Genomic DNA, 12,471 nt, shown 5'->3' on the forward strand with positions numbered 1-12,471 from the left:
ACAAACGCGCGGAGCCGAGAAGCATGGCGATCTGCCAAGTGCGCCACCTCTGGTCAGGCGGGATCGTGCAGTTCGACGTCGTCGTTTTCGCGCTTTTCGGGCCGAATGTAGATCGTGGTGAGCTCCGGCATCTCGGCGCGCAGCCGCGCCTCCAGCGCCTCGATCAGCGTCTCGCCCTCGCCCATCCTTAAGCTGTCGTCGAAATCGACGCTGGCCGCGACGAACACCTCGTCTGGCGCGGTGTGGATGGTGCGCACGTGGTTGACCGCCGTGATCCGGGCGTGCCCGTCGAGGACGGCCGTCACCCGCGCGACCAGCGCCTCGTCCGCCGGCTCGCCGATCAAAAGGCTCTTCGCCTCGCGGGCGAGCAGCATCGCGACGACCGCCAGCACGATGCCGATGGCGATCGAGGCCGCTCCGTCGATCCGCGGCTCGTCGAGGCGGTGGCTGGCGTAGACGCCCGCCGCCGCCAGGGCGATGCCGACGAGCGCGGCGGCGTCCTCGAACGCCACGACGAGCGTCGAGGGGTCCTTCGACCGGCGGATCGCCTCCCACCAGCCCCGATCGCCCTTGGTGCGGCCAAGGTTCCGCACCGCGATGATCCAGGACGTGCCTTCGAGCACGAACGCGACGGCGAGCACGACATAGTTCACGAACGGGTCGGAAAGCTGCTCGGGCGCGCGGATGTGCGCGTAGCCCTCGAACACCGACAGGCCCGCCCCGATCGCGAAGATCAGGATCGAGACGACGAAGCTCCAGAAGTAGATCTCGCGGCCGTAGCCGAACGGGTGCGCGCGGTCCGGCGGCCGGCGCCCCCGGTGCTCGCCGTAGAGGAGCAGCAGTTCGTTCGTGCTGTCGACCGTGGAATGGAAGCCCTCCGACAGCATCGACGACGAGCCGGTGAGCCCCGCCGCGACGAACTTGGCGATCGCGATGCCGACATTGGCGGCGAGCGCGCCGTAGATGACGAGTTGCGATTTGCCGGCGCGATCTCTCACCCTGCGGCCTTCGCCAGCCGCCTCCGGCATTTCAGCCCTTCTTCAGTGCGCTTGCCTTGTGGGACGCCCTCTTGCCGGACTTGTCGCTCTCGACGACGTATTTCGGGTCGTCCTGCAAGCCCTTGCCCTTCGCCGCGTCCTTCTTGACGACGTGCCCCGTGGAGTGTCCGCCGGAGGAGTCCCAGGACACCTTGTCGCCGCTCTTCAACGTCTTCGCCATCGTGGTCCTCCGCGTGTCGGACAGATCGGTCCGAAGCCGTTGATGAAGCCCGACGAGCGGATGTCGTTCCCCGCGGCGCGACGCGAAACCCGAGTGCCGGCAAAACGAGGCCGGCGTTGCCCCAGACGGGCCGTTCGGAGGATGAAGATCATTCAGCCCTGCGGCTGGAGGACGACCTGCGTCCTGTTGATCACTGTGCCGCGATGCAGGCGACAACGTTGCAAACCATGTTCGGCAACGTTGAAAGCCTCTCGACGAACCGGGCGCCGCCGCAACCTTCGCTGTCGACCGGCATCCATGAGGTTGCGGACGGTCCGTCGACCATGGCTGAACCATAGAAGGAGAACGGATGCCCGAGGAACTTCGGCCGACACCATCTGCCCCCGCTTCCGTGGCGCCGGCCGGCACGCCGAGCACCAGCGGACTGCTATCGTTGGCGGTGGGCGTCGTGGTGGTCGCGGCGCTGTATCTCGCCCGTGAGGTGCTCGTTCCGATCACTCTGGCGGTACTTCTGTCTTTCGTCCTCGCGCCGCTCGTCAGTCTCCTGCGTCGGATGCGGTTCCCGAACGTCCTCGCCGTCCTCATGGCGGTCGTCGTCGGCCTCGGGGTTCTCGGCGCCCTCGGGGGCGTCATCGGCATTCAGGTTGCGAGCCTCGCGCCGAACCTGCCCGGCTACGTCGCGACGATCGAGGGAAAGGTCCAGACCGTCCAGGCGGCAACCGTCGGGCGCCTGACAAGCCTTGCCGAGCGGGTCGGTCGCCACGTCGAGCCCGCGCCAACGCCCGCCAACCCGGACGCGGCGTCCTCAGGCAGGCTGGGACGCGCGAGCGACCAACCCGTTCCCGTGACCATTCAGGAGGAAGACAACAACCAGGTCGAACTCCTCCGGCGGATCGCCGAACCGGTCCTGGCCCCGGTCGAGACGACGCTGATCATCTTCATCGTCGCCGTCTTCATCCTCCTGCAGCGGGAGGATCTGCGCGATCGGCTCATCCGACTGTTTGGATCGGGCGATCTGCATCGAACGACGATCGCGCTCGACGAAGCCGCCCGCCGGCTGAGCCGCTACTTTCTCGCGCAGCTTGGCATCAACGCTGCCTTTGGCGTCGTAGTGGCGATCGGCTTGACCATTATCGGCATACCCTCGCCGATCCTCTGGGGCATCCTCGGTGCGCTGCTGCGCTTCGTGCCCTATGTCGGCGCGATCATCGCCGCCGCGCTGCCCGTCGCGCTGGCCGCGGCCGTCGATCCGAACTGGTCCTTGGTGATCTGGACAGCCGGGCTGTTCGTCGTTTGCGAGGCCCTCACGGGTCAGGTGGTCGAGCCGCTCGTCTACGGCCATTCCACCGGTCTGTCGCCGGTCGCCGTCGTGGTCGCGGCGATCTTCTGGACGTGGCTTTGGGGACCGATCGGGCTGATCCTGTCGACGCCCCTGACGCTCTGCCTCGTGATTCTCGGCCGCTACGTCGATCGGCTGGAGTTCCTCGACGTGCTGCTCGGCGACCGGCCCGCGCTGACGCCGGTCGAGAACTTCTACCAGCGCATGCTGGCCGACGATCCCGACGAGGCACAGGAGCAGGCCGAGCTGCTGCTGAAGCAGCGCTCGCTGACCGGCTACTACGACGAAGTCGCGTTGAAAGGCTTGCAACTCGCCGCGAACGACGCCCAGCGCGGTGTGCTGGGGCAAGAGAAGCTGGAGCGGATCAAGCGCAGCATCCGCAGCCTCGTGCACGAACTCGCCGACTACGACGACGTCGAGCCGGCGCCTGACGAGAGGGCGGAAGCCGCGGCGGGCAGTTCAAAATCCGAGAAGGATGTCGAAGCGAACAGCCCGCCCGAACATCCGCCGGAAAGAGCGGCGCGGGCGCCTGGCTGGGACGGCGCCACGCCGATCATGTGCCTGGCAGGTCGCGGTCCGCTCGACGAGGCGGCCTCGACCATCCTCGCTCAGCTGCTCGACAAACATGGCCTCGGAGCGAGGGTGATCCCGCACGAGGCTGCGTCGCGCGAGGGGATCGCGACGCTCGATCCGGCCGGCATCGTGTTGATCTGCATTAGCTACCTGGAGATCAGCGGCAATCCTGCGCATTTAAGGTATTTGATCGGACGTCTGCGCAAACGCTTTCCAAAGATTGCGATCCTGGTCGGACTTTGGCCGGCGGAAGCCGAAGTCTTGCGGGACGAGCAGATGCGAAAGGCGATCGGATCGGACTACTATACGACGTCGCTCCGGGAGGCGGTGGAAACCTGCCTGAAGGCCGCGACATCCACAGCGCCGGGTTCGTCGACCTCAGTTCATCGGGCTGCGTGACGCTTCCATGGACGCCGAACGACGCAGCTCGGATCAGGTTGAAGAAACCGTTGAGCGACTGGTGCAGCTTTACGACGAACACGATCGTGCCACGCCCCGCATCCAGAAGGCCGCGAACCGTCTGACGAACTTTCTCGGTCGTCCGTCCTCGGTGGCATCGATCCTCGCCGTAGTGATCGTCTGGATGGTTGGGAACTATGTCGCGAGCCGGCTCGGCTACCATCCGCTCGAAGGCTTTCCGTTTCCGGACCTCGCTTTCTTCGCGACCGTCGCGGCGTTCATGGTCGCCTTTTGATCCTGACCACGCAGCGCCATCAGGATAAGTTGGCGGAGAAGCGCTCGCAGCTGACGCTGCAAATATCGTTGCTCAACGAGCGCAAGATCGCGAAAGTCATTGCGCTACTGGAGGAGCAGCGGCGGGACAGCCCGATGTTGCCCTCCCGGATCGACGTCGAGGCGGCCGAAATGGCCCGCTCGAGCGATCCCATCGAAACGCTGGAACGACTGAACGGGCTCGAACTGGAGTAGGTTGGGTTGTCTCAGCCGGAACTCGGCGCCGCCCTTTCCAGACGCTACTCGGAGTCGGACGGCTTGCCAGGCACGGCGATGGCAGCACAATATCAGGTGAAGCGGTGGTCAAAGTCGCTCAGGCCACCGTCGCCCTACTCCAGCTGATATCGAAAATGCGCTCCGACAGCATTGTCGTAGATCGTCACGACATCGCCGGACACCTTGCCGGAATAACGCTGGCCGGATTGCTCCACCCACCCGGAGAAGCGCGAGCCGTGATGGTCGAAAAGGATGCGGGTGTCGGGATCGTGAACCAGTAACCTTCGGGTCCGCATGGCCGAGAGGCGACAGCCCGTCCGCTCGTCGAGATCCTCGGACATCCGCGATCGGTCACGGCCCTGGCGGCTCAGCACGATTTGAGCGCGGCGATCGGCAATCTGCAGTCCCGCTGCGTAGGCGATCGACCGACGAACCAGCTCTTTCATTGGTGTCAACTCTGACGGCCGGGATGAACTTCGGTGCCGTCCGCAGCCAAATGACCGCGACGTCTGCGCGTTGCGGTGCGCATTCGTACCAAGTCGCAGAGAATGCTGGTCCGGCAAACAGATCGCCTACGGCCCGAGGCGAACATCGACGCATTCTACCGGTTCGCGTTTCGAATATCCCCACCATTCTGAAACCCGTATCGGCGGAAGCAAGCGTCGATGCACTGACGGCTTGAACAGACGAACGCGGCGAGCACGTTACTGTCTGGAGCGATCAACAGCCCCGCCATTTTGGAGCTGGAAGGCCATTAGCTCGCAATGGTTTGAGCTTCTGGACAGTTCTGCGATCCGCTGCATGTCGTTTGCGGCAACCCGCTTGCGGAGCATGTCGATGTCCCTGCGATCACCGCCACGCGGCCTGTGTGACAAGCTCGCCAACGAAGCCCGCAGGAAGGCGCAATTCGCGCCCCTGCCGAACGTTCGGGACAGGTTCCTGCGATCGGAACGAGCGTGGCGACTGCTCGCCGATAGCGCATTGGACGGTGCAGGCGATGCGTCTCGCGACGCTGAACCGCTGTCCGCGACGACGAACGTCCTGATTTAGCTTTGGTCAGCGGTTGCCGGCTACGAAAGACAGCGGGATCGAGCACCGCCCGGTCAGGGTTCTCACGACGCAGCGACACGATCACCGGAACCCGAGGAACCATAGCGATGAACTCTCGCGACGTCGCTCGCGGACTTGCCTGGTTCGGCATCGGGCTCGGGGTTGCGGAGTTGCTGGCGCCCCGTTCCGTCGCACGGGCAACCGGGCTTGAGGGACGCGAGACGCTGCTGCAAGTCTTCGGGCTGCGCGAGATCGCGTCCGGCGTTCTCATCCTGGCGGCCGAGAACCCGGAGGCGTGGCTGTGGACGCGTGTCGCGGGCGATGCCCTCGACGGCCTTCTCCTGGCGGAGGGGATGCGGACAGACAATCCTGAGCGGCATCGCACCATGCTGGCTGCTGCGGCAGTCGCGCCAGTGGTCGCGCTCGACCTTCTCTATGCGCAACGCTCGCTCGGACCCGAGAAGGCCGAATACACGCCGACGTCGACCTACCTTCCTCTACCGTCTCCTCGGGCCTTCGTCCGATACAGCGACACCGTCGAGAGCATCCCGGCGGACGAAGCCGAGACGGTCGATGCGATCCTCGCCTCGCTGCACCGTCTGCACGAGCGCACGCACGCGAAGTACGGCGAGGCGGTGCGGGTGTCGCACGCCAAGGCGCATGGCATCGCGGTCGGCGAGCTGACCGTCGCGGACGACCTGCCGGAGCCGCTGGCGCAGGGACTGTTCAAGCCGGGCAAGCGCTATCCTGTGATCGCCCGGCTCGCCAACGTTCCGGGCGAACTGGACAGCGATGCGGTCGGAACGCAGCGCGGCCTAGCGCTGAAGGTCCTCGACGTCGAGGGCGAGAAGCTTCAGGGGCATACCGAAGCGACGCAGGACTTCGTGCTCGATTCCGGCAACCGCTTCGCGGTCGGAACCGCCGCCCAGTTTCTCATGAACCATCGCATGCTGGAACACGCGCCGCAGATCCCGGACGCACTCAAGGCGATGGTTTCGTCGGTATCGCGGGCCGGCAACAAGGTGCTACATCGCGTCGGCGCCGACAGCTCGACACTGGACTTCTTCGGGCACTCCAGAGTGCATCCGATGGCAGAGGCCTACTTCACGCAGGCGCCGATGCGCTACGGCAGTTACGTCGCCAAGATCGCGGTCGTACCCGTAGCACCGACGCAGCGAGGGCTTGCCCGCAAGGCGATCGATCACGACGACCCGGATGCGCTGCGGACAGCGACGGTCTCGTACCTTCGGGACAACGACGCCGAGTTCGAGATCCGGGTGCAGCTTTGCACCGATCTCGACACGATGCCAGTCGAGGACGCCAGCGTCGAATGGCCCGAAGAACAGAGCCCCTACCGCACCGTGGCGCGGTTGCGCCTGCCCAGGCAGGAGGCCTACAGCGAGGCGCGGCGGGAATTCGTCGACAATCTCTCGTTCAGCGTATCGCACTGCCTCGCGGATCATCGCCCGCTCGGGTCCGTGCAGCGCGCACGTTTGCGCGCCTATCCCGAGATGGCCCGGCTGCGTCGGGAAACCAACGGCGTTGCGGTCCGCGAGCCGGTCTCGATCGACGAGGTGCCGGCTTAGGCGGACGAACCCTCAAAGCCCGCAGGACCAGCAGCGCCTCCTGGCGACGACGACGGCCGTCTCGTCCACGGCGTGCCCCGCGTCGACCGCGACGAAGCGGCGGATCGTGTCGCGTCGTCTCGGCATGTCAGCGTCCGCCAGGCGCCTCGTCGTCGGCCTGCAGCTCGGTCAGCGAGGCGACGATCCGGCACCGGAGCCCCTCGGGCGCGTAGGTAATTTCCGACGTCCCCTCCGCTGCGCCCGACACGCCGATGCCGATCAGCCGCATCCCGAAGCTGGTCTTCGTCGGCGGCGTCACCGGCGGACCACCGACCTCGCGCCACTCGAAGGTCAGCGTCGGGCGGCGCGTTGCAAGGTCGTCGGCGATCGACCAGTCGACCTCGACATGCCCGGCCTCCACCGACAGAGAGCCGTACTTCACGGCGTTGGTCGACAGCTCGTGCACGATCAGCGACAGCGTCAGCGCCGCCTTCGGCCCGACGAGGACGGCCGGACCCTCGAGACGCACCCGGCCGCCTTCGTCGTGCAGCGCCACCGCGGACGCGACGATCGCCCGGAGGTCGCCGGCGTCGCGTCGGCCGACGACGAGGATGTCGTGAGCCTTGGCGAGGGCACCGATGCGCTCCGTCAGGGCCGTGCGCGCCGTCGCCATGTCGGGCGCCGAGCGCAGCGTCTGGGTCGCGATCGACTGAACGAGGGCGAGGTTGTTCTTCAGCCGGTGCGCGAGTTCCGCGTTCAGCACCGCCCGGCGCTCGTCCGCCTCGACCCGCTCGGTGACGTCGAGGACCGCGCCGATGAACCGGGCGCCGCCGATGACGCGCCCCTTCAGCGCCACCCAGCGGACCTTCGCATCGTCGACGCCGACCGTGCGGAACTGCAGGTCGAAGGTGCCGCCGGCGGCCGCCGCCCGGAATACCGCGTCGAAGGCCGCCCGGTCGTCGGGATGCACGGCGCCGAGCTTCTCTCCTTGCGTCACGAGACGACCATCGAGGACGCCGAAGGCGGCCCTCGCCCGCTCGTCGAGAATGACGAAGCCGGTCGACAGATCGAGATCGAAGGTGCCGACCTCGCCGATCGAGAGGGCCAACCGCTGTCGCTCGTCGCTTTCCCGGAGCGCCCGGTCGCCGCGCACTTTCTCCGTCGCGACGCGGACGCGGTCCGCGACGTCGTGGACGAACGCCAGTTCCTCCGCCGTCCAGTCCCGCGGCCGGTCGGTGCTGACGTAGAGAAGGGCGACGAACACGCCGCGCTCGATCACCGGCATGTTGACGAAGGCGCGGGCGTGCCGCTCCTTCAGCGCCTCGGCGAAGTCGCGGGTGCGCGGGTCCGTCTCGCAATCGCGGACGATCACCGTCTCGCCGCGCTGCAGGTCTTCGACGTAGGAGCCGAAGTCCCGGAACCGGAGCGTCCCGGCGAGGCTGGCGACCCCGGGAGCGGTCCAGTCCCGTTCCACCGTGATCGTCTCGGCCAACGGATCGACGTCGCCGTAGCCGACGAGCCCGGCGCCGAGGGCGCTCGCCAGCGCCTCGCAGGCGACGAAGGCGATCTCGGCCGGCTCGGTGAGGTCCCGCAGCCGGTCGCCCGTCGCCAGGAGCATGTCCTGTCGCCGCCGCGACGCGACTTGGTCGGTGACGTCTCGGGCCGTGCCGACGAACCGGACGGGACGGCCGTCGCCGCCGCGCTGAAAGTCGCCTTTGCGCTCGATCCAGCGGACCTCGCCGGTGTCGGCGCGGCGGATGCGGTAGGTGACGTCGGTCGGCGCCTCGCCCGTTCGGCGTGTCGCGTCGCTCGAAACCAGGTGCCGGTCCTCCGGGATCACCAGCGCGCCGAAGTCGTCCGCCGGCCGGGTGTCGAGATGCGGCAGACCGTAGAGGCGCGAGAAGCCGGGCGTCGCGGTCAGCGTGCCGGTGGCGATCTCGACGGTGCACAGGCCGACCCCGCCCGCCTCCTGCGCCTGCGCGAGCTGCCCCTGCAACTCCTCGAGCCGGACGCCGGCCAAGTGCTGGTCGGTCCGGTCGCGCAAGATTTTCACGAAGCCGACCTGGCGGCCATCGTCCTCGCGCAGCGGCATCATCTCGCCCGACGCCCAGAAGCGCTCGTCGCCCTTCTTCATGTGCCAGCGCTCGTCGACGCCGAAGCCCTCGCCGAGCGCCGCCTCCATCTCCTTCCGGATCTGGCCGGCGGCCCGGTCCTCGGGCGTGAAGATCCGCGACGCGTCCCGGCCGACCATCTCGGCGGCCGTCCAGCCGAGGATGCGCTCGGCCCCGGTGTTCCAATCGGTGACCGTGCCGTTCCGGTCGGTGACGATCACCGCGAACTCCGTCGCGCTCTGCAGGATCTGCTCGTAGCGGCTCACGTCCGCCCCTCGACGTTCGTCGCGATCAACCCTTCGCCCCGTCCGCTGGAATCTTCCGCGCCCGGCCCTCGCGGCGCACACAGCCTTCTAAGCGACGGCCGTGGCGGCGAAAAGGTTTCGTTTCGCCGCGTGTCGTCAGGCGGCGGGACGCGGCTCGAGGCCGTCGACGGCTCGCAGGATCTCGCGGCGGACGAACGGCTTCGAGACGAAGCCGACCGGCTTCCATTCGCGAGCGCGGGCGCGGACTTCGTCGGTCAGCTTGGCGCTGACGAACAGCGAGCCGACGTCGTGTTCCTCGCGCAGGCGGCGGGCGGCCTCGACGCCATCGGGCTCGCAGGCGAGTTCGACGTTCACGAACGCCATGTCGATGTCCGGGTTGGCTCTGGCCAGTCCGAGCGCCGCCTCCGTGGTCGCGGCGGTTCCGACCACGATGTGCCCCTCGTCCTCCAGGATCGTCTCGAGGTCGAGCGCGATCAGGGGTTCGTCCTCGACGATCACGACGCGAAGGGGCATGCCTGCGGTCTCCATGCTCTCCGTTCCGGCGGACGGCGTCCCCCGCCGGGAGAGCGGAAACTAGTTTGCCGGCTGCACGACGGAAAGGCAGACGGCTATTATTTTTCAAGGCCTTCAGCGCAGTCGAGTCGAGCGGTGCCGAGCGCGTATGAGGTCATGGCTTTCAACGTGTAGGGCAGCACCTGCTCGATCAGCGTGCGCCCGTAGCCGCCGCGATGCATCGGCCCTTCCGTCGCCTCGATGCGCGTGTCGATGCCTGTCTTGACCCATTCGAGCTGCAGACGGCTCCTGCCGGTGCCGAAAGGCGTCCGCCTCCTCGTGCTGACGGTCTCTTCGTTCTTCGTCGACACTGCCGCGAACGCGGACGCGCAGTTCAATCCGCCATTTTAGATCGTTTGGTGCGCGGGCTGCAGAGCCGCTAACAGTTTCGCCAACTCAAGCGTCGTGAACCCGGTTTATGCCTATGCCGATTGGGGGACGATGTTGATCATCTCGTCCTCGCTCGGCTGCTTGGCCGGCTTCAGCTGCAGCGCCTGGTCCGGCTCGACACGGCGCTTGCGCGACCTCGGCTCCAGCGCCACCCGCTCGCCCGTCTCCAGCGAGCGCTCCACCGCCGCCAGCACGCGCATGTCGAACAGCCCCTCCTCGCCGTCGGCCTCCGGCTCGCGGTCGTCGAGGATGCAGTCGGAGAAGTACTGCGTCTCGGCGCCGAACTGCTCGACCGGATAGAAGCTGTGCTCCTTCTCGGCGTCGCCCGTCTTCTCGACATAGCTGATCCCGACCTTCGGGCCGAAACCGAAGCAGGGCGAGGCGTGGATGCTGGCCTTATCGCCGACGAGGGCGAACGACTCCGAGGGCGCGGTGGCGTAGCTCACCGTGAACTGCGCCACGCGCTCGCCCTCGAAACGCAGCGTCACCGCCACCGTGTCATGGAAGTTGAAGCCCCGGCCCGGCGTCTTGGTGCCGACCGCGTGCACCTCGGTCGGCTCCTGGCCAAAAAGGTTGCGCACGGCGTTCAGCGGATAGGCGCCCATGTCCGGCACCGGGCCACCCCAGTAGCCGTTGTGGCCGCGAGAGTTCTTCTCGCTGATGTTCTGCGAGAAGGTCGAGGAAAAGTACCGCAGCTCGCCGAAATCGCCGTTGCGGGCGCGGGTGATCATCTCGACCGTGCCAGGCTCGTGGTGGAGGCGGTAGGCGATCATCAGTTTGGCGCCGCCCTTCGCCTTCGCCGCGATGATCGCCTCGGCCTCCTCGACGCTTGATGCCATCGGCTTCTCCAGCAGCACGTGGATCCCTGCCTCCAGCGCTGGGACGGTATATTCCCGATGCAGGAAGTTCGGCGTCGCGACGTAGGCCGCGTCGATCTCGCCCGACTTGAGGAGGTCGCCATACTGTTCGTAGGTCCATGCCTTGATGCCGTAGAGCTTGGCGAGCTTGTGCGCCTTCACCGGGTCGCCGGTGACGAGGGCCGCCAACTCGGAATTGTTAGTGCGAGCGATGCCCGGCATGAACGCCTGCTGGGAGATCTGGCCGCCCGCAACGACGGCGTAGCGGACCTTCTTGCGGCTTCCGAACATGGTGGCTTCCGTGTGCTGGACGCGTGGACCTTAATCGAACGACGAAGACCAGCGGGCACCATTATGTTCCCCAACCGGGAGGTGGAGGTACGGCGCCCGGTCCAAGCTGCCGACCGAGCGTGTGCCTTCGGACAATCCATTCGACGAACCATCGGGGCAACGCGCCGGCGAACGTTCGGTGGTTCAAACGGCGCCGAGCAGCGGGGCGACGACGTCCCCTTCGTCGTCGTGCTCCATGAGAGTTTCGCCGCTCGCCTCCGCCCGGCCGAAGAACTCGTCGGCGTCGAACCAGACGAGGTCCGCCGGCGCCGAGAACGGCCCGACCGCGACGGCTCCCGCGACCGCCGACACGACGACGCGCCCGCCATCGTCGGTCGCGGCGCAATGGATGGTCGCGGGACGCCCCTCCGGCACGCCATGGCGACGCAGCGCCGCCTCCATCGGGACCCGGATCGTCTCCCAGGCGAGCGCCGCGGCGCAGGCCGGCCAGTCGAGCGGCGCGCCGACCGCCAGATCGGCGACGTCGGCGGCATAACAGTCGTACCAAGAGTCGACCGCAGCGACCCTCGCCATGTCCTCGGCATCGAGCTCGTCCTCCGAGACATCCGTTCTTTCCGCGGACGTGTTCGGCACCAGCTCGACCCCGACCAGCGCCCCGAATGTCGTGCCGGTTCCGGAAGCGCCGGGATCGATCCCACTGAATTCGGCCAAGGCGTCCCGAATGTCGTCGGGCGACAGCGACTTCTTCCCCGCCAGCCTCTCGACCAGACGGTCGGAGAGGTATCCATGGAGCAAACGCACCCGCCCGGGCGGGATCGCGTCCGGCGCGAACGCGGCGATCGGCAGTACAAGAGGGAGCACGAGGCATCGGCCGTCCTCGGGAACGACACCGGCCTCACGCAACGAACCCTCCAGCCGCGCGATCTCTTCTGTGTCGTCCGCGAACGCAGACACCCTGCCCGGCGATCCGGCAACAGGGCACAAGAACAGCCGCGTGCCCATTTCGACGTCGGCACCGGCTGCGCCCGCGACGCGCAACGTCCCGAGTCCGGCTGCAGCGTAGGCTTGCGCCCGGAACTCGGGATACCGCTCCTCAAGGATGTCCTGCAGCTCGTCGGCCAGCCGGGTCCAAGCATCGTCGAAGTCGGAGCGCGCCAGGCACGACCCGAGCTGGCCCGGGGGACCGTCGCCCGCAAACGAAGCGGCGCGCAGGATCGCCGCTTCCGTCGGCGACTTCGCCCGCTTTACCGCCTGCCGAGCGATCTTCGCCGACGCCCGCCTGTCTGCCCGATTGGCCATGCAATATCCCGT

At 67.3% G+C, this 12,471-nt stretch carries 13 protein-coding genes; 5 read left to right on the plus strand and 8 right to left on the minus strand.

Annotated elements, in window-relative coordinates; genetic code table 11:
- Nucleotides 1–53: 53 nt before the first annotated feature.
- Together F6X38_RS21830 and F6X38_RS21835 are read right to left on the minus strand one after the other, a co-directional pair.
- Nucleotides 54–998 carry a cation diffusion facilitator family transporter gene (locus F6X38_RS21830; RefSeq protein ID WP_246191489.1) on the minus strand — a complete coding sequence of 315 codons (945 nt, stop codon included), beginning with the start codon at nt 996–998 and terminating at the stop codon, nt 54–56.
- Between the two features lie 31 nt (nt 999–1,029).
- Nucleotides 1,030–1,218 (minus strand): hypervirulence associated TUDOR domain-containing protein, encoded by a 189-nt coding sequence (locus F6X38_RS21835; protein WP_150973600.1) that lies wholly within the window; start codon nt 1,216–1,218, stop codon nt 1,030–1,032.
- 116 nt (nt 1,219–1,334) lie between these two features.
- Here F6X38_RS21835 and F6X38_RS21840 point away from each other — a divergent pair, with 116 nt between their 5' ends.
- The 4 genes from F6X38_RS21840 to F6X38_RS23755 all read left to right on the plus strand — a co-directional run bounded on the left by F6X38_RS21840 (nt 1,335) and on the right by F6X38_RS23755 (nt 4,057).
- Nucleotides 1,335–1,556, plus strand: a complete 222-nt coding sequence (locus F6X38_RS21840) for a hypothetical protein (RefSeq protein ID WP_150973602.1) — start codon at nt 1,335–1,337, stop codon at nt 1,554–1,556.
- An 11-nt stretch (nt 1,557–1,567) separates the two neighbouring features.
- The gene (locus tag F6X38_RS21845; RefSeq protein WP_150973604.1) at nt 1,568–3,529 is read left to right on the plus strand and encodes an AI-2E family transporter; all 1,962 of its coding nucleotides are present in this window, start codon (nt 1,568–1,570) and stop codon (nt 3,527–3,529) included.
- 61 nt (nt 3,530–3,590) lie between these two features.
- A complete protein-coding gene (locus tag F6X38_RS23750; protein WP_202618053.1) occupies nt 3,591–3,824 on the plus strand; it encodes a hypothetical protein in 234 nt (77 codons plus the stop codon).
- Nucleotides 3,821–4,057, plus strand: a complete 237-nt coding sequence (locus F6X38_RS23755) for a DUF1003 domain-containing protein (RefSeq protein ID WP_202618054.1) — start codon at nt 3,821–3,823, stop codon at nt 4,055–4,057. The genes F6X38_RS23750 and F6X38_RS23755 overlap by 4 nt, the downstream gene beginning before the upstream one ends.
- 134 nt (nt 4,058–4,191) lie before the next feature.
- Here the strand turns inward: F6X38_RS23755 and F6X38_RS21855 are convergent, their stop codons facing one another.
- Nucleotides 4,192–4,524 carry a hypothetical protein gene (locus F6X38_RS21855; RefSeq protein WP_150973605.1) on the minus strand — a complete coding sequence of 111 codons (333 nt, stop codon included), beginning with the start codon at nt 4,522–4,524 and terminating at the stop codon, nt 4,192–4,194.
- 711 nt (nt 4,525–5,235) lie between these two features.
- Here F6X38_RS21855 and F6X38_RS21860 point away from each other — a divergent pair.
- Complete coding sequence (locus tag F6X38_RS21860; RefSeq protein WP_246191490.1) at nt 5,236–6,714, plus strand: catalase; 1,479 nt, start codon at nt 5,236–5,238, stop codon at nt 6,712–6,714.
- 127 nt (nt 6,715–6,841) lie between these two features.
- On the opposite strand, the gene F6X38_RS21865 is transcribed toward F6X38_RS21860, so the two are convergent.
- The 5 genes from F6X38_RS21865 to F6X38_RS21885 form a co-directional block, all read right to left on the minus strand.
- The gene (locus F6X38_RS21865; RefSeq protein WP_246191491.1) at nt 6,842–9,070 is read right to left on the minus strand and encodes a PAS domain-containing sensor histidine kinase; all 2,229 of its coding nucleotides are present in this window, start codon (nt 9,068–9,070) and stop codon (nt 6,842–6,844) included.
- A 135-nt stretch (nt 9,071–9,205) separates the two neighbouring features.
- Nucleotides 9,206–9,583, minus strand: coding sequence for a response regulator (locus F6X38_RS21870; protein WP_161992879.1), 378 nt, complete (start codon nt 9,581–9,583; stop codon nt 9,206–9,208).
- A 98-nt stretch (nt 9,584–9,681) separates the two neighbouring features.
- Nucleotides 9,682–9,933, minus strand: coding sequence for a hypothetical protein (locus F6X38_RS23760; RefSeq protein ID WP_150973611.1), 252 nt, complete (start codon nt 9,931–9,933; stop codon nt 9,682–9,684).
- Between the two features lie 111 nt (nt 9,934–10,044).
- Nucleotides 10,045–11,160: a Gfo/Idh/MocA family protein gene (locus F6X38_RS21880; RefSeq protein WP_150973614.1), complete on the minus strand. Its 1,116-nt coding sequence runs from the start codon at nt 11,158–11,160 to the stop codon at nt 10,045–10,047.
- Between the two features lie 183 nt (nt 11,161–11,343).
- Nucleotides 11,344–12,459, minus strand: a complete 1,116-nt coding sequence (locus F6X38_RS21885) for a hypothetical protein (RefSeq protein WP_150973616.1) — start codon at nt 12,457–12,459, stop codon at nt 11,344–11,346.
- Between the last annotated feature and the right edge of the window lie 12 nt (nt 12,460–12,471).

This window comes from Plantimonas leprariae (assembly GCF_008802405.1).
Taxonomy (GTDB): domain Bacteria; phylum Pseudomonadota; class Alphaproteobacteria; order Rhizobiales; family Rhizobiaceae; genus Plantimonas; species Plantimonas leprariae.